This window comes from Streptomyces sp. NPDC005435 (assembly GCF_040703155.1).
Lineage (GTDB): Bacteria > Actinomycetota > Actinomycetes > Streptomycetales > Streptomycetaceae > Streptomyces.
In genome coordinates, this window is the sequence record NZ_JBEXEQ010000018.1 from 45,239 (window position 1) to 66,476 (window position 21,238).

The window sequence follows — 21,238 nt, forward strand, 5'->3', positions numbered from 1 at the left end:
TACCGTGGCCCGCATGAGCGACGGACCGTGGCACTGCCGGCACCGGCTCGCCGTGGACGTGGCGATCGCGGCCGCCTTCGTCCTGCTCGACACCGTCCTGACCCTGACCGGCGCCACCTGGTGGCCCGACCGTCCGGGCCCGCTCGCCTGGACCCTGCTAGGCGCCCAGGCCCTCGCGTGCGCCTCGCTCGCCGTACGCCGCACCGCCCCGCTGACCGTCGTCGCCGTACTCGGCGCGTTCACCCTCGCGGTGTCGCTGCTGGTCTTCCCGGCGGGGCTGCTGACCCCGCGCCACCCCGGCGGCATCTGGGCGCCGTTCGCCACGCTCCCGGCCGCGTACGGGCCGCTGTTCTACCGGCACGGGCGGCGGGACCGGTGCGGCCGGCGCGACCGGTACGGCCAGCGTGACCGCCGCGACCGCCGTACCGCGTACGCCGTGCTCGCCGCCCTCACCCTCGTCGTCATGCGGCCCTGGGAGCCGTCGCTCACCACCATGACGATCGGGCTGCTGCGCACGGCCGTCGGACCGCTCCTCGCGCTGTACTTCGACGCCCGCCGCCGGCTGCTGCGGGCCCTCGTGGAGCGGGCCGAACGCGCCGAAAGGGAAAGGCACCTGCTCGCCGAGCGGGCCCGCGCCGAGGAACGCGCCCGGCTCGCCGGGGAGATGCACGACGTCGTCACCCACCGGGTCAGCCTGATGGTGCTCCAGGCGGGCGCCCTGAAGGTGACCGCCCCGGACGAGGGGACCCGGCGCGCGGCGGAGGAGCTGCGCGCCGCCGGCTGCCAGGCGCTGGAGGAACTGCGCGACCTGGTCGGCATCCTGCGCACCGCCCCGGAGGGCGACCGCACCCCCTCGGTGACGGGCTTCGCCGCTCTGGTGGCCGAGTCCGTGGCCGTCGGCATCCCCACCGAACTGACCGAGGAGGGCGACCCCGCGCTGGCCTCCCCGGTCGTCGGCCGCACCGCCTACCGGGTGCTGCGCGAGGCGCTGACCAACGTACGCAAGCACGCGCCGGGGGCCAGGGTGCGGGTGAGCGTGGCGTACGACAGCACGCGGGTACGGCTCACCGTCCACAACACCGCGCCCACCGCCGCCCCGGCCGTCGCCCTCGCCGGTACGGGCTCCGGGCTCGGCATCGCGCGGCTCCGGCAGCGCATCGAGCTGGTGCACGGCACCCTGCGTGCCGGACCCTGTACCGACGGGGGGTTCGGCGTCGAGGCGACGCTGCCCGCGTTCGTCCCGACCGCCGAAGCGGAGGCATGAGCATGATCCGGGTCGTAGTGGTGGACGACGAGCCCATGGTCTGCGGATTCCTGCGCACCATCCTCGGCTCGGCCCCGGACATCGAGGTCGTCGACGAGGCCCACGACGGCGCGGCCGGCCTCGAAGCGGTACGGCGCGGCCGCCCCGACGTCGTCCTCATGGACCTGCGGATGCCGGGCATGGACGGCCTGACCGCGATCGAACACCTCGGCCGGCTGCCCGACCCGCCGCACACCCTGGTCCTGACCACCTTCGACGCCGACCAGTACGTCCTGCGCGCGCTGCGCGCCGGGGCGACCGGCTTCCTGGTGAAGTCCACCCCGCCCGAGGAACTGATCGGCCTCGTACGGACCGCCGCCCAAGGCCACACCGTCCTGTCCCCCTCGGCCGCCCGCCGCCTGATCGCCGCCTCCACCGACCGCCTCTCCGCCCACGACCGCGCCCGCGACCTCCTCGCCACCCTCACCGAACGCGAACTCCAGGTCCTCACCGCCCTCGGCGAAGGCCTCCCCAACGCCCACATCGCCACCCGCCTCCACCTCTCCGAGGCCACCGTCAAGGGCCACGTCTCCCGCACCCTGGAGAAACTGGGCTGCGCGAACCGGACCCAGGCGGGGCTGCTGGCGCACGACGCGGGGCTGACGGGCTGACGGGTTGACAGGCTGACGGGCTGACGCGCGCGCCCTGATGCAGGTCAGGTCCCGGACACCGGCTCGTCGAGCAGTCCCGACGTGGCGATGAGGTAGCCGAGCTGGGCCCGGCTGCCGCTGTTGAGCCGCCCGGAGATCCGCCGCACGTGCTCGGTGACGGTGCGGCTGCTGACGCCGAGGCGGTGGGCGATGGCGGAGTCGGTGCTGCCGGTGACCAGCAGACGCATGATCGACAGGTGCAGGTCGGAGACGACGTCCGGGCCGGCCGCCCGGGCCGGGTCCGGCACCACCGGCACCGCCCGCAGCCAGGCCCGCTCGAAGACGCCGATCAGGAGATCGATCACCCCGGCGTTCCGGATCTCCAGCATCTCGTCGCGACGGCCCGCGGACACGGGGATGAAGGCCACCGTCCGGTCGCAGACGATCATCCGCTCGCTCAGATCGCTCAGCGTCCGCACCTCGCCGCCCGCCTCGGTCACCTGCTCCACGAAGCGCATCGTGGGCGGGTGGCTGCGCACCACGTGCTGGTACAGGCTGCGATTGCGCACCCCCTGCCGCAGCTTGGGCAGCACCCGCTCCGCGCTCTCGGCCAGCGCGCTCTCCGGCCGGCCGCCGTCGGGCTGCACACTGATCAGGTCCCGCTCACAGGCCGACACCGCGCTGTGCAACGCCGCTTTGATCTCGGCCGCGCCGACCAGCGTGGTGGGCGCCAGCCGCCGCTCCCGTCGCGCCGCCGCGTACACCGCTTCCACCGGCTCCAGCACGCCGCGCAACTCCTCTACCTGCCGGGCCAGTTCGGTCATGCGGTCCTCCAGCGGCCGGCACAGCTCGGCCAGCGCCACCGACGGCGCCACCGGGTAGAGCCGTTCCGGAGCGCCGGGCACCGGGCGCGCCAGCCGCAGCCTGGCCAGGCAGGGGGGAACGTCCTGTGCGCGGCTGTGGCCCTGCTCGACCGTACGGCGGAAGTACTCGATCCCCCTGCCGCAAACAGCACCCATATCACTACTGGTGCACATTTCTTGACATTCCCGCATTTGTTGCACGTGCCAGATCTTACAATGTGTAAATCCGCAATGCCCTCAGGCCTTTTCCGCGCCTTTCCCGATGACAGGCTGGCGACCGAGAAGGCGTCAAGAGCGCTGTCCGTCCGGGCTGTTCGGCAAGGGGGCGGAGCGAATTGCGAGGGGTTCCCGGCACATGCGAATGGCGATCAGCGGCGGCTCCGGCACCACCGGCGCGACACCCGCGACACCGGAGACCAACGGCACCCCGGCCGTGCCGGACCGCCGGCGCCGCTCCGTCCGACTGGTGTTCGCCGCGGCCGGCATGGCCTACCTCGCGGTCGGACTGACCATCCCCGTGCTGCCCGGCTACGTCACCGGGACGCTGCACGGAAACGCCGGTGACGTCGGCTGGGTGATGGGCGGATACACCGTCACCGCCGTACTGTCCCGGCCCGCCGCCGGCCTGCTGCTCGACCGGATCGGCCCCCGGGCCGTCCTGTCCTCCGGCATGCTCCTGATGGCCGTGGCCACCGGCGGGTACGCCGTCTCCACCACGCTGCCCCTCCTGCTGGCCTGCCGTCTCCTGCTCGGCGTCGGGCTGGGGGCCACCCTCTCGGCGGCCACGGTCTGGATGGTCGCGCTGGCCCCGCCGGAGCGGCAGACCTGGGCCATCGGCCTGGTCGGGCTGGTGAACTACCTCGTGCTGGCCGCCGGCGCCCCGATCGGCCAACTCCTCGTGGACCACCTGGGCATGAACGACACCTGGCTGATCGCCGGAGCGATGCCGCTGCTGGCCGTGCCGCTGCTCGCCGCCGTACCGGGCAGGCGCCGGCCCCCCGCCCCGGGAACGCGATCCGGCGGGGCCCTCGCCGCCACCCTCCGGCCCGGCACCGCCATGGCGCTGGCGGCCTTCGGCTACGCCGTGGTGATCAGCTTCGCGGTCACCGCCCTGACCCGGCGCGGAGTCGGGGGCGCCACCGCCGTGGTCACCGGCTACGCCCTGGCCATGGTGGCGATCCGGCTGGCCGGCGGACGCGTGCGGTCCGACTTCACCTCGCCGAGAGCGCTCGGCGGCGTCCTGGCCGCCGAACTCGCCGGCGTCCTGCTCATCGGCGCCGCCCCCTGTCTGCCGCTCGCCGTACTCGGCGCGGTCCTGGTCGCCGTCGGCATGGCCCAGAGCTATCCCGCGCTCGGCACCCTGGTCGCCCGTTCCGTCGACGACCACCGCCGCGGCACCGCCCTGGCCGCCTACGGCGCCTACGTCAACATCGGCATCGGGCTCGGCAACCTCGTCCTCGGCAAGGTGGCCGCCTCGGCCGGCAGCACCGCCATGTTCCTCACCGCGGCCACCGCCCTTGCCGCGGCCACCGCCCTCGCGGCCCACACCGCCCACACCACCCAACGCCCGGGCCACTCCCGGCACATGACGGAGGCGGGGTCCGAAAACCCCGCCCGCAACACCCCCGCCCGGAACAACTCAGCCCGGAACAACTCCGCCCGAAACCGGTGAAATCCCGGACTCAGGGCCACACCAGGCAATACGGCTGATGCCCCGCCTCGTGCAACCGATGGCTGAAGTCCTGCCATTCATGCAGCAGTTGGTACACATTGAACGCGTCCCGAGGCCCGCCCCGGTCCGGGACCGTCGACCAGATGAAGGCCGCCGCGCCCACCGCCTCCTCGCCTATGTCGCGGAGGGGGTCCACCACGGTCATGGGGAGTTTGACCACCGCGTAGTCCGGGTGGAGGACGACGAGTTCGAGGGGCGGCACCTTGTGCAGGGGGACACCCTCGATGCCCGTCAGCACCATCGCCGCCATCGTCTCCGGCTTGATCTTGGTGAACATGCCGTTCATGCCCAGCTCGTCGCCGCCGAGTTCCTCGGGACGCATCGAGATGGGGACGCGGGCCGCGGTCGCACCGTCCGGCGCACCGAAGTACTTGTACGTCACCCCCACCCGACCACCATTCCTGCTCCCCAACCGGAGGCTCTCGGCCCGGTCGTCGGGCCGGCGGTCGATCTGCCGGTCGTGCCGCTCGGGCTCACTCGGTACACCCTGTGTCTGACGTGCGTCAGCCTGACGTCTTTCGGTCGCTTCCTCCGCTTCGCGCCGGTGCCTTCCCCGCCGGGCTCGCCGAGGACCCAGGTCATCAGTCCCCTCGCCCAGTCCGCCACCGCGATGCATATCTCCACCCGAGTGCTTTTCTAGGACGCGTGGCCCCCGCCGCGCAACCCGATCATCGTGTCAGTGACCTCCCCCACGGCCGCCCGCCGAAACGTGCGGTGAATCTTCAGTCCGCAGGAAAATCCCCGGTCCCCGATCACTACGTGCCGCATGAGGTGTGTGTATCAGGTGTCAGTCTCGCAGATCGTGAAAGATCGGCCAGGGGTTCCGGAAGGAAGGCCCGGGAGGCACCGGTCGAAAGATTCGAAAGATTCGAGAGGCCCGGAACATCCGCACGCGCCCGTCCCGCCCCCGCTCCCTCTCTCCTCTCGGCCCCACCGCCTACCCTGAGGGAGTCCCCCCGCAACCGGAGTCCGAGAAGCCGGAGTAGTCGCACGCCATGAGTGCCCAGAGCGAAACGCCCTATCCCTACGACGCGCCCGCATCCCAGGCGCTCTTCGACCGCGCCTCCGCCGTCACCCCGGGCGGGGTGAACTCGCCGGTGCGTGCCTTCCGTGCCGTCGGCGGGACGCCCCGGTTCATGGTCTCGGGCAGCGGGCCGTACATCACGGACGCCGACGGGCGCGAGTACGTGGACCTGGTGTGCTCCTGGGGTCCGATGATCCTCGGGCACTCGCACCCGGAGGTCATCGCCGCCGTGCAGGAGGCGGTGGCCCGGGGTACGTCCTTCGGTACGCCCGGCGAGGGCGAGGTCGCGCTCGCCGAGGAGATCGTGGCCCGCGTCGAGCCCGTCGAGCAGGTCCGCCTGGTCAGCAGCGGCACCGAGGCGACCATGAGCGCGATCCGGCTGGCGCGCGGGTTCACCGGCCGGGCCAAGGTGATCAAGTTCGCCGGCTGCTACCACGGTCACGTCGACGCCCTCCTCGCCGCCGCCGGCTCCGGTGTCGCCACCTTCGCGCTGCCCGACACCCCGGGCGTCACCGGCGCGCAGGCCGGGGACACGATCGTGCTGCCGTACAACGACCTGGAGGCCGTGCAGGAGGCCTTCCACCGGTACCCGGGCGAGATCGCCTGTGTGATCACCGAGGCCTCGCCGGGCAACATGGGTGTCGTCCCGCCGGACCCCGGGTTCAACCAGGGCCTGAAGGACGCCTGCGCCAAGAACGGCGCGCTGTTCATCTCCGACGAGGTGATGACCGGCTTCCGCACCTCCCGCGCGGGCTGGTTCGGCGTCGACGGTGTCGTCCCCGACCTCATGACCTTCGGCAAGGTGATGGGCGGCGGCTTCCCCGCCGCCGCGTTCGGCGGCCGCGCCGACGTGATGGCCCACCTCGCCCCGGCCGGCCCGGTCTACCAGGCGGGCACCCTCTCGGGAAACCCGGTCGCCACCGCCGCGGGCCTCGCCCAGCTGAGGCTGCTCGACGACGCGGCGTACGACACGGTCGACGCGGTGTCCGCGCAGATCCAGTCGCTGGTCACCGAGGCGCTGGGCAAGGAGGGCGTGGCCCACCGGCTGCAGAACGCCTCCAACATGTTCTCGGTGTTCTTCACCGACCGTCAGGTGCGCACCTACGAGGACGCCCGGCGGCAGGAGTCGTTCCGCTTCAACGCGTTCTTCCACTCGCTGCTGGCGAACGGCGTGTACCTCCCGCCGTCGTCCTTCGAGTCCTGGTTCGTGTCCACGGCCCACGACGAGCGGGCCATCCAGAAGATCGCCGACGCCCTTCCGGCGGCGGCCCGAGCCGCCGCGGAGGCGACCGCGTGAGCACCCACACCGACGGGACGAACGAGCAGGACATCACGGTCGTCCACGTCATGCGGCACGGCGAGGTCGACAACCCCGCCGGTGTCCTCTACGGCCGGCTGCCCGACTACCACCTCTCCGAGCTGGGCCGCCGGATGGCCGAGCGGGTCGCCGAGCACCTGGCCCCGCGCGACATCACGTACGTCGTCGCCTCCCCGCTGGAGCGCGCGCAGGAGACCGCCACCCCGATCGCCAAGGCGCACGGGCTCGACCTCGCCACCGACGAGCGGCTGATCGAGGCGGAGAACGTCTTCCAGGGCAAGACCTTCGGTGTCGGCGACGGCGCGCTGCGCAAGCCGGAGAACTGGAAGCACCTGGTCAACCCGTTCAAGCCGTCCTGGGGCGAGCCGTACGTCGACCAGGTCGTCCGCATGATGGGCGCGCTGAACGCGGCCAAGGACCGGGCCCGGGGCCATGAGGCGGTGCTGGTGAGCCATCAGCTGCCGATCTGGATCGTGCGCTCCTACGTCGAGCGGCGCCGCCTGTGGCACGACCCGCGCAAGCGGCAGTGCACCCTCGCCTCGCTGACGAGCTTCACCTTCCGGGGTGACAAGATCGTCTCCGTCGGCTACAGCGAGCCCGCCATCGACCTGGTCCCGGCCCACCTCCACGCGGGTGCCAAGCCCGCCAAGGGCGCCGGACAGGGCAAGGCGTTCGGGGCCTGAGGCAGGTGTGAATCCACCCATAAGGCGTGGTTCGTACGGCTTTGTCGTGTCCGCTGCGAAATAGGCGGCGGATCGCGGAACCACCCCCTTCGTCACGCCCTCTGACCCAGTGACACCAGCGGGCGTGACGGATCGGGGAACCCATGCACACCATCTCCCGGAGGGGAATACTCGGGCTCGGCGCGGGCGCGGCGGTGGCCGCCGGACTCGCGGGCTGCGGGACCGAGAAGTCCGCCCACTCCCCGGACGCCGGCGGGCACAAGCCCGGTTCCGGGAAGCACGCGGCCGACGGCAAGGCGCACCCCGCGCACCCCAAGGCCCGCCCCATCGGCGACGGCTCCACCTCCTTCACCGGCGCGCAGCCCCACCAGCCCGCCCGCCCCGAGCCGCTGGAGCCGGGCCAGACCCCGCCGCAGTTCGTGGTCTTCTCCTGGGACGGCGCCGGAGAGGTCGGCAACGGTCTCTTCCCGCGCTTCCTGGACCTCGCCAAGGAGCACGGCGCGAGCATGACCTTCTTCCTCTCGGGGCTCTATCTGCTCCCCGAGTCGAAGAAGCGGCTCTACAACCCGCCGAACAACCCGCGCGGCGCCTCCGACATCGGCTACCTCACCGACGCGCACGTCAAGGCCACGCTCACCAATGTCCGCCGGGCCTGGCTGGAGGGCCACGAGATCGGCACCCACTTCAACGGGCACTTCTGCGGCGGCTACGGCACGGTCGGCAACTGGACGCCCCGGCAGTGGAAGAGCGAGATCGAGCAGGCCAAGTCCTTCGTCAAGGAGTGGCGCACCAACACCGGCTGGACCGACCTGCCCTCGCTCCCCTTCGACTACGACAAGGAGCTGACCGGCGGCCGTACGCCCTGTCTGCTCGGCCAGGACAACCTGCTGCCCACCGCCCGCGAGCTGGGCTGGCGCTACGACGCCTCCTCGCCCGGCGGCCGCCAGGTCTGGCCGTCCAAGCGGCTGGGCATCTGGGACCTGCCCCTTCAGCAGATACCTTTCCCCGGACACTCTTTCGAGGTCCTGTCCATGGACTACAACATGCTCGCCAACCAGTCCGTGAACTCCACCAACGCCCCCGCCTACAACTACCCGGGCTGGCGCAAGCAGGCCGCCCAGGCGTACATATCCGGCTTCCAGCGGGCCTACGAGACGAACCGCGCCCCCTTCTTCATCGGCAACCACTTCGAGCAGTGGAACGGCGGCCTCTACATGGACGCCGTCGAGGAGGCGTTCAAGCACATCGCGCGCGAGAAGGAGAAGGGCGCCGACGTGCGCCTGGTCTCCTTCCGGCAGTTCGCGGACTGGCTGGACGTGCAGAAGCCCGAGGTCCTCGCCGGGCTGCGCACGCTGGACGTGGGCCAGAAGCCCGCCGGGGGCTGGAAGGGGTTCCTCGCCGGGGAGGCGGGCGGCAAGGGCACGGGCGCCAAGGGTGCCAAGGGTGCGGGCGGCAAGGGCGCCGCGTGACGGCCCGTCCGTTTTGCCCGGTGTAAATACCGGCTGAAATGGGGTTTTCCGTCAGCAGGGGGGCGGCCGAAGGCCCCGGACCGGCCATGCGAAACTTTTCACATGAGTACCCGTAGCCGCGCCGCTCTGCTCGGTGCCGTGACCGCCCTCGCGGCCCTGGTCCTGTCCGCGTGCGGCAGCGGCGGCATCTCCGGCGGGGGCGGCGACACCAACTTCGTCACCGGGAACAACGGTGTCGACACCGTCGCCCCGGCCCACCGTGTCAAGGCCCCGGACCTGTCCGGGAAGACCATCGACGGCAAGAGCCTCGACGTCGCCGATTACCGCGGCAAGGTCGTCGTCATCAACGTCTGGGGCTCCTGGTGCGGCCCCTGCCGCGCGGAGGCGAAGTACTTCTCGAAGGTCTCCAAGGAGTACGCGGACAAGGGTGTGCAGTTCGTCGGGATCAACACCCGCGACTCCAACACCACCCAGCCCCGCAACTTCGAGAAGGCCAACGGGATCACGTACCCCAGCCTGTACGACCCCACGGGCAAGCTCATGCTCCGCTTCAAGAAGGGCACCCTCAACCCGCAGCTGATCCCCTCCACGCTGATCATCGACCGGCACGGGAAGATTGCCGCGCGCGCCCTGGAGCAGCTGGACGACCTCGCGCTGCGGGAGATGCTCAAGCCGGTCGCGGCGGAGAAGTGACGTGAGTCCGCTCCTCACGCTCGCCGCCGGCGGGCAGAACCAGACCGTCCTCAACGGCGCCCTGCTGCTCGCCCTGCCCGTCGCCGTGCTCGGCGGGCTCGTCTCCTTCTTCTCGCCCTGCGTCCTGCCGCTGGTGCCGGGCTACCTCTCCTACGTGACCGGCGTCACCGGCACCGACCTGGCCGACGCCCGGCGCGGCCGGATGGCGACCGGCGCCGCCCTGTTCGTCCTCGGCTTCACCGTCGTGTTCGTCTCCGGCGGCGCCCTCTTCGGGTTCTTCGGCCAGACGCTCCAGAGCTACAAGGACGTCCTGACCCGGGTCCTCGGCGTGCTCATGATCGTGCTCGGCGTCTTCTTCATGGGCCTGATGCCCTGGCTGACCCAGCGCGAGTTCCGCTTCCACCGGCGCCCGGCCACCGGACTCCTCGGCGCGCCCCTGCTCGGCGCCCTCTTCGGGATCGGCTGGACGCCCTGCATCGGCCCGACCCTCGCCTCCGTCGTCGCCCTCTCCTCCCAGCAGGCGAGCGCGGGCCGGGGCGCGATACTGACCGTCGCGTACTGCCTGGGGCTCGGCGTGCCCTTCGTGCTCACCGCCGTCGCCTTCCGCAAGGCGCTCGGCGCGTTCGGCTGGGTCAAACGCCACTATGTCTGGGTGATGCGCATCGGCGGCACGATGATGATCGTGACCGGCGTGCTGCTGCTGACCGGGGCCTGGGACCACCTGGTGCAAGAGATGCAGACCTGGTCCGACGGCTTCTCTGTGGGGATCTGATGAGCAAGACCACTACCGACACCTCCCCGGAGGGCCTGGGCGCGGCCGGCTCCCAGCTGTCCACCGCACCCCAGGAGGACCTGTCGACCCCGCCCTCCCTGGGCGTGATCGGCTGGGCCCGCTGGTTCTGGCGGCAGCTGACCTCCATGCGGGTCGCGCTGCTGCTCCTGCTGCTGCTCTCGCTCGGCGCGATCCCCGGCTCGCTGATCCCCCAGACCGGCGCCGACGCCAACAAGGTCGACGACTTCCGCAAGGCGCACACCACCCTCGCGCCCGTCTACGACAAGCTCGGGCTCTTCCACGTCTACAGCTCGGTGTGGTTCTCCGCGATCTACATCCTGCTGTTCGTCTCCTTGATCGGCTGCATCGTCCCGCGCACCTGGCAGTTCGTCGGCCAGCTCCGCGGCCGCCCGCCGGGCGCCCCCAAGCGCCTGGACCGGCTCCCGGCGTACACCACCTGGCGCACCACCGCCGGCCCCGAGCAGGTCCGCGAGCAGGCGCTCGCGCTGCTCAAGAAGCGCCGCTTCCGCGCCCACCTGGTGGGCGACGCGGTCGCCGCCGAGAAGGGGTACGTACGCGAGCTGGGCAACCTGGTCTTCCACGTCGCCCTCATCGTGCTGCTCGTCGCCTTCGCCTCGGGCCAGATGTTCAAGTCCGACGGCACCAAGCTGATGGTCGAGGGCGACGGCTTCTCCAACGCGCTGCCGATGTACGACGACTTCAAGTCCGGCAGCATGTTCCAGGGCGACGACCTGGTGCCCTTCAGCTTCGACCTGAAGGACTTCACCGGCACCTACGAGATGTCCGGCCCCAACCGGGGCACCCCGCGCACCTTCCAGGCGAGGATCGCCTACAGCGAGGGCGCGTACGGCAGGCAGCGCACCACCACCGTCAAGGTCAACGAGCCGCTGAAGATCGGCGACTCCAAGGTCTACCTCGTCAGCCACGGCTACGCCCCCGTGATCACCGTCCGCGACGGCAAGGGCAAGGTCGTCTACCACGACGCCGTGCCCCTGCTCCCGCTCGACGGCAACGTCACCTCGCAGGGCGTCATCAAGGTCATGGACGGCTACCGCGACGCCCGGGGCACCAAGGAGCAGCTCGGCATCCGCGCCTTCTTCCTGCCGACCTACGGCGGCGGCGCCAACGTCCTCTCCCAGTTCCCGGCGCTGCTCAACCCGGTGCTCAACCTGGAGCCGTACCACGGCGACCTCGGTGTGGACGCGGGGCTCTCGCAGAGCGTCTACCAGCTCGACCAGCGGCACATGAAGGGCTACAAGGACGCCAAGGGCGCCCAGCTGCGGGACAACCTCAAGCCCGGCCAGACCATGAAGCTGCCGAACGGCGCGGGGTCCGTCACCTTCGAGAAGAACATCAAGGAGTGGGCGGGCTTCGAGATCGTCCAGGAGCCCGGCGGCGGCTGGGCCCTCGCCGGCGCGCTCTCCGCGATCTTCGGCCTCGCCGCGTCCCTGTTCATCCAGCGCCGCCGCGTCTGGGTCCGCGCGGTCGCGGGCCCCGACGGAGTGACCGTCGTGGAGATGGGCGGCCTCGGCCGCAGCGAGTCCGCGAAGGTCCCCGAGGAACTCTCCGACCTCGCCGGAACCCTGTACGACACCGCGCCGGGCGCCCCCGAAAGCTCCGCCCCCGCCGACGACGACACCAACGACGACTCCGACGCATCCCACGTCGTACCTGCCGAAGGGGCTGAGAAATGACTCTCGCCGCCGCCACCAACGAACACCTCGCGAGTGTCAGCAACACGCTGATCTACTCGTCGATGGCCGTCTACACCCTGGCCTTCTTCGCGTACATCGCCGAATGGCTCTTCGGCAGCCGCAGCAAGGTCGGCCGTACGGCCGCCGCGCTCACCGCCGAGGGCACGGCGGACAAGGCCAAGAGCCCCGCCGTCACCGTCAAGAAGGCGGGCGGGACCGCCGTGCTGGAGCGGCCGCAGGTCGTCGTCCGCTCGGCGGCCGGCGCCCGGGACGTGCCGGACGGCCCCGGCGCCCACGGCGGCGACGCCCAGGGCGACCTGTACGGCCGGATCGCGATCTCCCTGACCGTGCTCGCGTTCCTCGTGGAGCTGGCCGGCGTGGTCTCCCGCGCGGCCTCCGTGCAGCGTGCCCCCTGGGGCAACATGTACGAGTTCAACATCACCTTCTCCACGGTCGCCGTCGCCGTGTACCTCGGGCTGCTCGCGCTGAAGAAGAACGTGCGCTGGCTCGGCCTGTTCCTGATCACCACGGTGCTGCTCGACCTCGGCCTCGCCGTCACCGTGCTCTACACGGCCAGCGACCAGCTCGTCCCGGCCCTGCACTCGTACTGGCTGTACATCCACGTCTCCACCGCGATCTTCTGCGGCGCGGTGTTCTACGTCGGCGCGGTCGCCACGATCCTGTACCTCTTCAAGGACTCCTACGAGAACAAGCTCCAGACCGGCGGCAAGCCCGGCGCCTTCGCCACCTCGGTCCTGGAGCGGCTGCCCGCCTCCGCCTCGCTGGACAAGTTCGCCTACCGGGTCAACGCGGCCGTCTTCCCGCTGTGGACGTTCACGATCATCGCGGGCGCGATCTGGGCGGGCGACGCCTGGGGCCGCTACTGGAACTGGGACCCCAAGGAGACCTGGTCCTTCATCACCTGGATCGGCTACGCCTGCTACCTGCACGCCCGCGCCACCGCCGGCTGGAAGGGCCGCAAGGCCGCCTACCTGGCGATGCTCGCCTTCGCGTGCTGGCTGTTCAACTACTACGGCGTCAACATCTTCGTGACCGGCAAGCACTCCTACGCGGGCGTGTGACCGGCCGGTACGGGACACTGGTGCCATGAGCGGTTCCATCGAACAGGGCACCAGTCAGACCCACGGGAACACGCACATACTCCACCTCCTGGTGCGGGTCCCGAGGCCCATGGGGGAGATCTGGCCCGCCCTGGCCACCGCCGAGGGCCTGACCGGCTGGTGCGTCCCGGTGGACGTCCTCGAACCCCGCCTGGAGGGCACCGTCGCCCTGCGCGGCCTCGGCGCGGGCCGCGTCACCGCCTGGGACGTGGACCGCGTCGCCGAGTACACCGTCGAGAGCGGCGGCCGCATCCGCTTCCACCTGGAACGCGACGGCGAGAACGCCAGCGCCCTCCGCTTCACCCACGAGTTCCAGGGCGAGGGCGCGACGGAGACGGACTGGCGCGAACGGTTCGAGCGGCTGCTCACCGCGCTGGGCCAGGGGGAGACACCCCCTGGGGCCCGCCGTCCGGGGCCAGGCCCGCACTGAGCGCGTCCCTGAGGCTCGTCAGGCGGGCGATCTCCGCGTCGAGCAGCGCGATGCGCCGCTCCACGACCGTCGTACCGACCACACCCGGCCGCCCGGCACCGGGCTCCGCCGCCGGGCAGGGACGCGTCTCCACCGCCAGGAGGGGCAGCCGGTCGGCGACGGCAGCCAGGTCCGACACGGTCAGGCCCAGGGCCAGCAGCCGCCGGATCACCCGGAGCAGGGCCAGCTCGCCGGGGCCGTAGTCCCGCTGCCCCGCGCCCGTACGGGGCGGCGGCGCGAGCAGGCCCCGCTGCTCGTAGAAACGCAGCGCCCGGGGCGTCGCGCCCACGGCCGCCGCCGCGTCCCCGATCCTCATGCCCCACCCCGCCCGTCGGCTCTACGGCAGCTCCACCACGACCGTGCCGGAATACTGCCCGGCGATCAGTCCGGACAACGCCTCCGGGGCCCGGTCCAGTCCCGTGATCCGGGTGACCGGGAAGCGGATCTCGCCGGAGCGCAGCCAGCGCGCGAAGCGCCCGGTCCACTCCGCCTCCACCCCGGGGTGCTCCGGACCCCGGTAACCCCTGAGGGACACGCCCCGTACGACGAGCCGGAACGCGTCCAGCTCCACCGGTGCCGTCGCGCCCGCGCCCTCGGCCGCGAGCTGGCCGTCCAGCGCGCCGACCAGCGCGAACCGGGCGCCGGTCCGGGCCGCGTCCACCGCCGCCGAAAGCTGGTGCCCGCCCACGGTGTCCAGCAGGACGTCGATGCCGTCGGGGGCGGCCTTCGCGAGCTCCCCGGCGAAGCCGGCGGGGTCCGTGCCCGGTCCGGCGGTGACGACCGCGTCGTAGCCCAGCTCGGAGAGGAGGCCGGCCTTCGCCGGGGAGCGGGTGGTGCCGATCACCCGGGCCGCGCCCAGCAGCCGCGCGGTCTGCCCGGCCAGCGAGCCGACCCCGCCCGCCGCACCGGTGACCAGGACGACATCGCCGGCGCGTACCGGGGCGGCCCGGGTGAGCGCGCCGTAGGCCGCCGAGCCGGAGGAGAGGGCGGCGACCGGGTCGGGCAGCGCGGAGTCGACGGGAGTGCACGCGGCCGCCGGTACGAGGGCGTACTCGCGCCAGCCGAGCGGATGGGTCACCAGGTCGCCCGGCCGGAACGGGTCCGGCGCGGCGAGCACCTCGCCCACGGCCGGGCCGAACAGCGTGTCCCCGGGGCGCAGCCCGGGCACCGGGGTGTCCCGCGCGGCCCCGCCGATCAGGGTGCGCAGTCCGGCGAAGACCTGGAAGGCCCGGTTGCGCACGAGGACGTGACCGGGCCTGGACATGGGCGTGGGCACCTCGGCGAGGGTGAGGTCACCGGGTGCGGGCAGCCCCTCGGGCACGGCGGCGAGCCGTACCTCGCGGGCGGTGGCGGGCGGGGCGGAGGTCATGGGCGTCTCCCGGGAGCGCGGGCGGCAAGGGCCCGGGGACGCTAATCCCTGCCCCGCACGTCAGGGGCAAGCCCTCACCCCGGGAGGGTCGACATCAGGTCGCGCAGGCGTTCCGTGTACAGGCGCATGTTCTTCGTCGCCACGTCCGTGTCGGGGTGGCGGCTGGCGAGCCAGAGGCCGTCGTGGAGGCGGCTGACCCAGACGCAGACCTGGTCGCCGTAGGAGACGCGGAGCAGGGCGTGGGCCCGCTGGTCGGTCCAGCGGTCGGCGCCCGCGATGCCCCGGGTGTCGACGTACGACACGATCGAGTACAGGTCCGGCGAGGTGGGGCGGAAGTCGGCGCCGAGCAGGCGCAGCACCCGGGCCAGGGGCATCCGGGACAGGGCGCGGTTGGACTGCAGCTCGGCGCGGACCGTGCGCAGGGTGGCCGGCAGGTCGGGGGTGTGGGACACCGGGACCTCGATGGGGGCGCCGCCGACGTACCAGCCCACCGAGCCGGTCCAGCGGGACTTCACCCGGGTGTGGAAGGGCACGACCGTGCGGTACACCGGCTGCGCGCCCAGCTCGTGCACGATCAGCGCGGTGGCCGCCAGCAGCCCGACCAGGCTTCCGCCGTAGGGACGGCAGTACGCCTCGAACGCGGCCGCCGCCTCCGCGTCCACCAGCGGCTCGCAGATCATCTTCTGCCGGGGCAGCGGGCCGCCCGGCTCGACCCCGAGGTCCACCGGGAACGAGGGCAGCGTGCCGTCGCAGCGCTGGATGAACTCGCGCCAGCGGGAGACGATCGCGTGGTCGCCGTCGAGCCGGTCCGCGTCCGCGCGCTCGATCTCGCAGAAGTCGACGTAGCTCGCCGCCGGGGTGCGCACCACCGGGCCGCGCCCCGCGAGCCCCGCCGTGTACAGCTCCTCGATCTCGGCCGGGATGCCGTGCAGCGAGTAGGCGTCCACGTTGCTGTGGTCGAAGGCGAGGAAGACGGTGGCCGAGTCGTCGCGGACGACCGCCGCGTAGATCAGGTTCGGCCAGCGCAGGGCGTCGGCCACCGTGTCGAACCGGTCCTGGAGATGCGCGGCCAGCTCCTCGGCGTCCGGGAAGTCGCCGACGGTCTCCCGGTGCAGGGTCACGTCGTCCTCGTCCAGCGTGAACCGGCGCAGCTCGTCGCCGCTCTCGCCCGCCCAGCGGAAGCCGCTGCGCAGCGTCTCGTGCCGTACGGTCCAGGCGCGCAGGGCCTCCTGGAGCACGTCGAGGTCGACCGGGCCCGGCAGGTCGAAGGAGGCCCCCAGCCAGGTCGGCACGAACAGCCCGTCCTCCCGGACGGACCTCGCGGTCCTGATGTGCGACTCCTGGATGTAGGCCGGGGGCCGGGAGTCCTCCGGCAGGCTCGCCGCCGCCGCGACGGTCGCCGGACTCAGCGTCCACTCGACGAGCCGTCCCGGCCGGACCTCGCAGCGCTGGATGTCAGTGATACGCACGCGTCTCCGATCGCAGAGGGGGCCCACTGGACGGGCCCCCGCTCAAGGGAATGCCGTCCCGAGCGGTGGAGACATGCCCGCGCCGGTCATTTCAGCGGAACGGATGGCGAGCCGAACGCGGAAGTGATTAACCGACCGTGACCGGGCGGGCCCTCAGACCCCGATGTCCTCGAACCACAGCTCCGGCCGCTCCTCGATGAACCCCCGCATCAGCGCGACGCACTCCGGATCGTCCAGCAGCACGATCTCCACCCCGTGCGCGGCCAGCCACCCGTGCCCGCCGGAGAACGTCTCCGCCTCCCCGATCACCACCCGCGAGATCCCGAACTGCCGCACCAGCCCCGAGCAGTACCAGCACGGCGAGAGCGTGGTCACCATCGTCGTCCCCCGGTACGACCGCTGCCGCCCCGCCGCCCGGAACGCATCCGTCTCCCCGTGCACCGACGGATCGCCGTCCTGCACCCGCCGGTTCCGCCCCCGCCCCAGCAGCTCCCCACCGGGGCCGTAGAGCGCCGCCCCGACCGGCACCCCACCCTCGTCCCGCCCGATACGGGCCTCCTCCAGGGCAGTGACGAGCCACGCCCGCGCCAACTCCGTGTCCATGCGGGCACTGTGCCCGGCGGGGGGCGAGGGGGAAACGTACGGTCAGCGGGGGCGGTAGGCGGTGGCCAGCACGGAGACGGTGACCTGACGGGGGAGGGCCGCCTCCGTCGGGCCGGGGTGCCGGGCGGTCGGGGTCATGCCCAGCAGGTCGCGGGCGTCCGCCGGGGGCAGGGACAGCACGTACTCCACCCGCTCGGTGACCATCGCCGTGAAGTACGGCTCCAACGCCCGGCCCAGCCGCTCCTCCTTGGCCGGATCGACCGCCACCGGCGCCCGCAGCTCGGCCAGATGACGCCCGGTCGGACGCGCCACGACCAGCCGCCCGCCCGGGCGCAGCACCCGGTGGAACTCGGCCGGATTGCGCGGCGCGAACACGTCCAGCACCACATCGGCCACCCCGTCGGCCAGCGGGAAGGGCCGGAACACGTCCCACGCGGCCGCGGCGGCCCGCTCGTGCGCCCGGGCCGCCGCCCGCAGCGCCCGCACCGAGCTGTCGATGCCGAGTCCGCGCGCCCCGGGGAGCCGGTCGAGCGCACCGGCCAGGTAGTAGCCCGTACCGCACCCGGCGTCCAGCACCGAGCCCGTCCCGGCCAGGCCCTCCAGGGCCAGCCCGGCCACCGCGTCCCGTACGGGCGCGTACCGCCCGCCGGACAGGAACCGCTCCCGCGCCCGCACCATCGCCGCGTCGTCCCCGCTGGTGGCCCGGGCGCCGGTGAGCAGCCCGGCGTAACCGTGCCGGGCGATGTCGAAGGCGTGTCCGGCCGGACAGGACAGGGCGTTCCCCTCGCGGCGCAGGGACGGAGCCCGGCACACCGGGCAGCGCAGCAGATCGAGGATGGAGTCGAGGGCGGGGAAGGGGGAAGCGGGCAGGGGTGATGCGGACATGGCGGTGCTCCTGGCGTGGCGTCGGGAAGGGACCGCGCCCGCGGGTGCGCCGGGGAACCGGGAAAAGGGCGTACCGGCCGGGAGAAGGCCGACGCCAGGAAACGGGGGAGCACACTGCGGGCACGCCGAGGAGGGCGATGCCGTCCGGCCTCGCCCTCAGTGCCGTCCGGTCACAGGAAGCAGTGGTGCGGGGTGCTCAGAAATGCCACGCCGGGATTCTACGATCCCGCTCAGTCCCGGTCGGGGTCGTCCTTCTCCAGGGACTTCAGGAACTCAGGGTTGTCGTCCGGGGCGATCCAGGGGGTGGCGGGCGTGGGCGGATGACGGAGTTTTCCGACCAGCAGCCAGGCCACCGGGCCGACCAGGATCTCGCCGAAGAGGAGGACGACGGCCACCCAGACGAGCTTGGGGAGATGGCGGACCTCGTCCTCGGGGGTGTTCAGACAGTCCACGAGGGCGTAGATCCACAGGGCCAGGACCAGCAGGAACGGCAGATACCTGAGCATGTGCTCGCGTTCTCCCCACGGTGTGTACGGCCCCGGTGACCGAGCCAGCGTATCCGGTGGCCGATACTGGGACACATGGCTTATGACGATCTTCGCTCCCTGCTGCGGGCGCTGGAGCGCGAGGGAGACCTCAAGCGCATCAAGGCCGAGGTGGACCCGTACCTGGAGGTCGGTGAGATCGTCGACCGGGTGCAGAAGGCCGGCGGACCGGCGCTGCTCTTCGAGAACGTCAAGGGCTCCGCGATGCCCCTGGCGATGAACGTGTTCGGGACCGACCGCCGGCTGCTGAAGGCCCTCGGGCTGAAGTCGTACGCCGAGATCTCCGACAAGATCGGCGGACTGCTGCGGCCCGAGCTGCCGCACGGCTTCGTCGGCGTCCGGGAGGCGTTCGGCAAGCTCGGCGCGATGGCGCACGTCCCGCCGAAGAAGGTCAAGGGCGACAACGCCCCCGTCCAGGAGGTCGTCCTCACCGGCGACGACGTGGACCTCGACGCGCTGCCCGCCCTGTTCACCTGGCCCAAGGACGGCGGCTCCTTCTTCAACCTCGGGCTCACCCACACCAAGGACCCCGAGTCCGGCGTACGCAACCTCGGCCTGTACCGCCTCCAGCGGCACGACAGGCGGACCATCGGCATGCACTGGCAGATCCACAAGGACAGCCGGAACCACTACCAGGTCGCCGCCCGGCGCGGTGAGCGGCTGCCCGTCGCCATCGCCTTCGGCTGCCCGCCCGCCGTCACCTACGCCTCCACCGCCCCGCTGCCCGGCGACATCGACGAGTACCTGTTCGCCGGGTTCATCGCGGGCAAGCGCATCGAGATGGTGGACTGCAAGACCGTCCCGCTCCAGGTCCCGGCCAATGCCGAGGTCGTCCTCGAAGGCTGGCTGGAGCCCGGCGAGATGCTGCCCGAGGGGCCCTTCGGCGACCACACCGGGTTCTACACCCCGCAGGAGCCGTTCCCCGCGCTGACGATCGACTGCGTGACCATGCGGAAGCGGCCGCTGCTCCAGTCGATCGTGGTCGGCCGGCCCCCGACGGAGGACGGCCCCCTCGGCCGCGCCACCGAACGGTTCTTCCTGCCGCTGCTGAAGATCATCGTCCCGGACATCGTGGACTACCACCTCCCCGAGGCGGGCGGCTTCCACAACTGCGCGATTGTCTCGATCGACAAGAAGTACCCGAAGCACGCGCAGAAGGTGATGTCCGCGATCTGGGGGGCACACATGATGTCCCTGACGAAGCTGATCGTGGTCGTCGACTCCGACTGCGACGTCCACGATCTGCACGAGGTCGCCTGGCGTGCCCTCGGCAACACCGACTACGCCCGTGACCTGGTGGTCGCCGAAGGCCCCGTCGACCACCTCGACCACGCCTCCTACCAGCAGTTCTGGGGTGGCAAGGCGGGCATCGACGCGACGAAGAAGCTGCCCGAGGAGGGCTACACGAGGGACGGGGGCTGGCCGGACATGGTCCTGTCCGACCCCGCTACGGCGGCGCTGGTCGACCGCCGCTGGAAGGAGTACGGGCTGTGAGCACTGCCGCCGCCGTCCCCCAGCCGGGGCGCACCAAGGCGTTCCTCCGCCTCGTGATGATCGAGCACTCGGTCTTCGCGCTGCCCTTCGCCTACATCGCCTCCCTCACCGCGATGTACCAGTGGGACAAGAACATCCACTGGGCCCGGCTGCTGCTCGTCACCATCTGCATGGTCGGCCTGCGCACCTTCGCGATGGCCGTGAACCGGATCATCGACCGCGAGATCGACGCCCGTAACCCGCGCACCGCGCAGCGCGAGCTGGTCACCGGCGCGATGTCGGTACGGCACGCGTGGACCGGCGCGCTGATCGCGCTCGCGGTCTTCCTCGGCTCGGCCGCGCTGCTGAACCCGCTGTGTCTGGCGCTCGCGCCGGTCGCGGTGATCCCGATGGTGGTCTATCCGTACGGCAAGCGGTTCACGAACTTCCCGCAGGCCATCCTCGGTATCGCCCAGGCGATGGGCCCGGTCGGCGGCTGGCTGGCGATCTCCGGCACCTGGTCCTGGGACGCGCTGATCCTCGGCCTCGCGGTCGGCATCTGGATCGGCGGCTTCGACCTGATCTACGCCTGCCAGGACGTCGAGACCGACCGCGAGATCGGCGTGAAGTCGGTCCCGGCCCGCTTCGGCATCCCGGCGGCGATCTGGGGCGCGCGGGTGTGCCACGCGGCCACGATGGCCCTCTTCGTCTGGTACGCCCTGGCCACCCACGCGGGCGCGTTCTTCTGGCTGGGGCTGGTGATCGTCGCGGGCGCCTTCGTCTATGAGCACCGCCTCGTGCGCCCGCACGACCTTTCACGGCTGAACAGGGCCTTCTTCACGGTGAACGGCGCCATCGGTATCGCGTTGTTCGTATGCGCGCTGCTGGATCTGCTGGTTCGTGGGCTTACGCCCTGAATCGATCGAGTGATCGGGCAGCGAAAGCGGGAGAGGAAGTCGGTAAAGGGGTTGGCTTCGCTCCTGTCCCCGTTCACGCGGGGGTTGTCCACCGTTCACTCCGAAGAACGCCCGGTTCAGCCGGTTGTCCCCGCCGCCGCGGGGTTCGGTCCGGCGCCCCCGCAACACCTGCCGGGGTGCCGGACCTTCGCTGTTGCGCGGGTGCGAAGGCGCAAGGCCCCCACC

Annotated in this window: 21 protein-coding genes; 13 read left to right on the top strand and 8 right to left on the bottom strand. The window is 71.8% G+C overall.

Annotated elements, in window-relative coordinates; translation table 11 throughout:
- The first annotated feature begins 13 nt into the window (after positions 1 to 13).
- Positions 14 to 1,264: a histidine kinase gene (locus AB0898_RS22890; protein ID WP_366804823.1), complete on the top strand. Its 1,251-nt coding sequence runs from the start codon at positions 14 to 16 to the stop codon at positions 1,262 to 1,264.
- A gap of 2 nt (positions 1,265 to 1,266) precedes the next feature.
- Positions 1,267 to 1,914 carry a response regulator transcription factor gene (locus AB0898_RS22895; protein WP_366804824.1) on the top strand — a complete coding sequence of 216 codons (648 nt, stop codon included), beginning with the start codon at positions 1,267 to 1,269 and terminating at the stop codon, positions 1,912 to 1,914.
- A 44-nt stretch (positions 1,915 to 1,958) separates the two neighbouring features.
- On the opposite strand, the gene AB0898_RS22900 is transcribed toward AB0898_RS22895, so the two are convergent.
- A complete protein-coding gene (locus AB0898_RS22900) occupies positions 1,959 to 2,930 on the bottom strand; it encodes a LuxR C-terminal-related transcriptional regulator (protein ID WP_366804825.1) in 972 nt (323 codons plus the stop codon).
- Between the two features lie 181 nt (positions 2,931 to 3,111).
- On the opposite strand from AB0898_RS22900, the gene AB0898_RS22905 reads away from it, so the two are divergent.
- A complete protein-coding gene (locus AB0898_RS22905; RefSeq protein WP_366804826.1) occupies positions 3,112 to 4,428 on the top strand; it encodes an MFS transporter in 1,317 nt (438 codons plus the stop codon).
- 10 nt (positions 4,429 to 4,438) lie between these two features.
- Here AB0898_RS22905 and AB0898_RS22910 read toward each other — a convergent pair whose 3' ends face one another.
- The gene (locus AB0898_RS22910) at positions 4,439 to 5,104 is read right to left on the bottom strand and encodes a hypothetical protein (RefSeq protein WP_366804827.1); all 666 of its coding nucleotides are present in this window, start codon (positions 5,102 to 5,104) and stop codon (positions 4,439 to 4,441) included.
- A gap of 379 nt (positions 5,105 to 5,483) precedes the next feature.
- Here AB0898_RS22910 and hemL point away from each other — a divergent pair, with 379 nt between their 5' ends.
- The 8 genes from hemL to AB0898_RS22950 all read left to right on the top strand — a co-directional run bounded on the left by hemL (position 5,484) and on the right by AB0898_RS22950 (position 13,713).
- Entirely contained in the window at positions 5,484 to 6,809 is a 1,326-nt protein-coding gene (gene hemL / locus AB0898_RS22915; protein WP_366804828.1) for a glutamate-1-semialdehyde 2,1-aminomutase, read from the top strand.
- 50 nt (positions 6,810 to 6,859) lie between these two features.
- A complete protein-coding gene (locus tag AB0898_RS22920) occupies positions 6,860 to 7,513 on the top strand; it encodes a histidine phosphatase family protein (RefSeq protein ID WP_199587137.1) in 654 nt (217 codons plus the stop codon).
- Positions 7,514 to 7,656: 143 nt separating this feature from the next.
- The gene (locus tag AB0898_RS22925) at positions 7,657 to 8,982 is read left to right on the top strand and encodes a hypothetical protein (RefSeq protein WP_366804829.1); all 1,326 of its coding nucleotides are present in this window, start codon (positions 7,657 to 7,659) and stop codon (positions 8,980 to 8,982) included.
- Positions 8,983 to 9,084: 102 nt separating this feature from the next.
- Positions 9,085 to 9,675, top strand: coding sequence for a TlpA disulfide reductase family protein (locus tag AB0898_RS22930; protein ID WP_366804830.1), 591 nt, complete (start codon positions 9,085 to 9,087; stop codon positions 9,673 to 9,675).
- Position 9,676: 1 nt separating this feature from the next.
- Positions 9,677 to 10,447, top strand: a complete 771-nt coding sequence (locus tag AB0898_RS22935; RefSeq protein ID WP_366804831.1) for a cytochrome c biogenesis protein CcdA — start codon at positions 9,677 to 9,679, stop codon at positions 10,445 to 10,447.
- On the top strand, positions 10,447 to 12,162 hold the full coding sequence (locus AB0898_RS22940; RefSeq protein ID WP_366804832.1) for a cytochrome c biogenesis protein ResB: 1,716 nt from the start codon (positions 10,447 to 10,449) through the stop codon (positions 12,160 to 12,162). Before AB0898_RS22935 ends, AB0898_RS22940 begins: the two co-directional genes overlap by 1 nt.
- Positions 12,159 to 13,244, top strand: a complete 1,086-nt coding sequence (ccsB, locus tag AB0898_RS22945) for a c-type cytochrome biogenesis protein CcsB (protein WP_366804833.1) — start codon at positions 12,159 to 12,161, stop codon at positions 13,242 to 13,244. The genes AB0898_RS22940 and ccsB overlap by 4 nt, the downstream gene beginning before the upstream one ends.
- A 25-nt stretch (positions 13,245 to 13,269) precedes the next feature.
- Entirely contained in the window at positions 13,270 to 13,713 is a 444-nt protein-coding gene (locus AB0898_RS22950) for a hypothetical protein (RefSeq protein WP_366804834.1), read from the top strand.
- Here AB0898_RS22950 and AB0898_RS22955 read toward each other — a convergent pair.
- The 6 genes from AB0898_RS22955 to AB0898_RS22980 form a co-directional block, all read right to left on the bottom strand.
- Positions 13,649 to 14,068: a MerR family transcriptional regulator gene (locus AB0898_RS22955; protein ID WP_366804835.1), complete on the bottom strand. Its 420-nt coding sequence runs from the start codon at positions 14,066 to 14,068 to the stop codon at positions 13,649 to 13,651. The two genes, AB0898_RS22950 and AB0898_RS22955, sit on opposite strands and share 65 nt — an antisense overlap.
- Before the next feature lie 21 nt (positions 14,069 to 14,089).
- Positions 14,090 to 15,121, bottom strand: a complete 1,032-nt coding sequence (locus tag AB0898_RS22960; protein WP_366804836.1) for an NADP-dependent oxidoreductase — start codon at positions 15,119 to 15,121, stop codon at positions 14,090 to 14,092.
- A gap of 74 nt (positions 15,122 to 15,195) precedes the next feature.
- Positions 15,196 to 16,590 (bottom strand): condensation domain-containing protein, encoded by a 1,395-nt coding sequence (locus tag AB0898_RS22965; RefSeq protein ID WP_366804837.1) that lies wholly within the window; start codon positions 16,588 to 16,590, stop codon positions 15,196 to 15,198.
- A gap of 153 nt (positions 16,591 to 16,743) precedes the next feature.
- The gene (locus AB0898_RS22970; protein ID WP_366804838.1) at positions 16,744 to 17,193 is read right to left on the bottom strand and encodes a nucleoside deaminase; all 450 of its coding nucleotides are present in this window, start codon (positions 17,191 to 17,193) and stop codon (positions 16,744 to 16,746) included.
- 42 nt (positions 17,194 to 17,235) lie between these two features.
- Positions 17,236 to 18,063: a putative RNA methyltransferase gene (locus tag AB0898_RS22975; RefSeq protein ID WP_407078390.1), complete on the bottom strand. Its 828-nt coding sequence runs from the start codon at positions 18,061 to 18,063 to the stop codon at positions 17,236 to 17,238.
- A gap of 245 nt (positions 18,064 to 18,308) precedes the next feature.
- Positions 18,309 to 18,584, bottom strand: a complete 276-nt coding sequence (locus tag AB0898_RS22980) for a PLD nuclease N-terminal domain-containing protein (RefSeq protein WP_366804840.1) — start codon at positions 18,582 to 18,584, stop codon at positions 18,309 to 18,311.
- Positions 18,585 to 18,659: 75 nt separating this feature from the next.
- On the opposite strand from AB0898_RS22980, the gene AB0898_RS22985 reads away from it, so the two are divergent.
- On the top strand, positions 18,660 to 20,117 hold the full coding sequence (locus AB0898_RS22985; protein WP_366804841.1) for a menaquinone biosynthesis decarboxylase: 1,458 nt from the start codon (positions 18,660 to 18,662) through the stop codon (positions 20,115 to 20,117).
- Complete coding sequence (gene mqnP, locus AB0898_RS22990) at positions 20,114 to 21,013, top strand: menaquinone biosynthesis prenyltransferase MqnP (RefSeq protein ID WP_366804842.1); 900 nt, start codon at positions 20,114 to 20,116, stop codon at positions 21,011 to 21,013. The genes AB0898_RS22985 and mqnP overlap by 4 nt, the downstream gene beginning before the upstream one ends.
- Positions 21,014 to 21,238 lie beyond the last annotated feature (225 nt).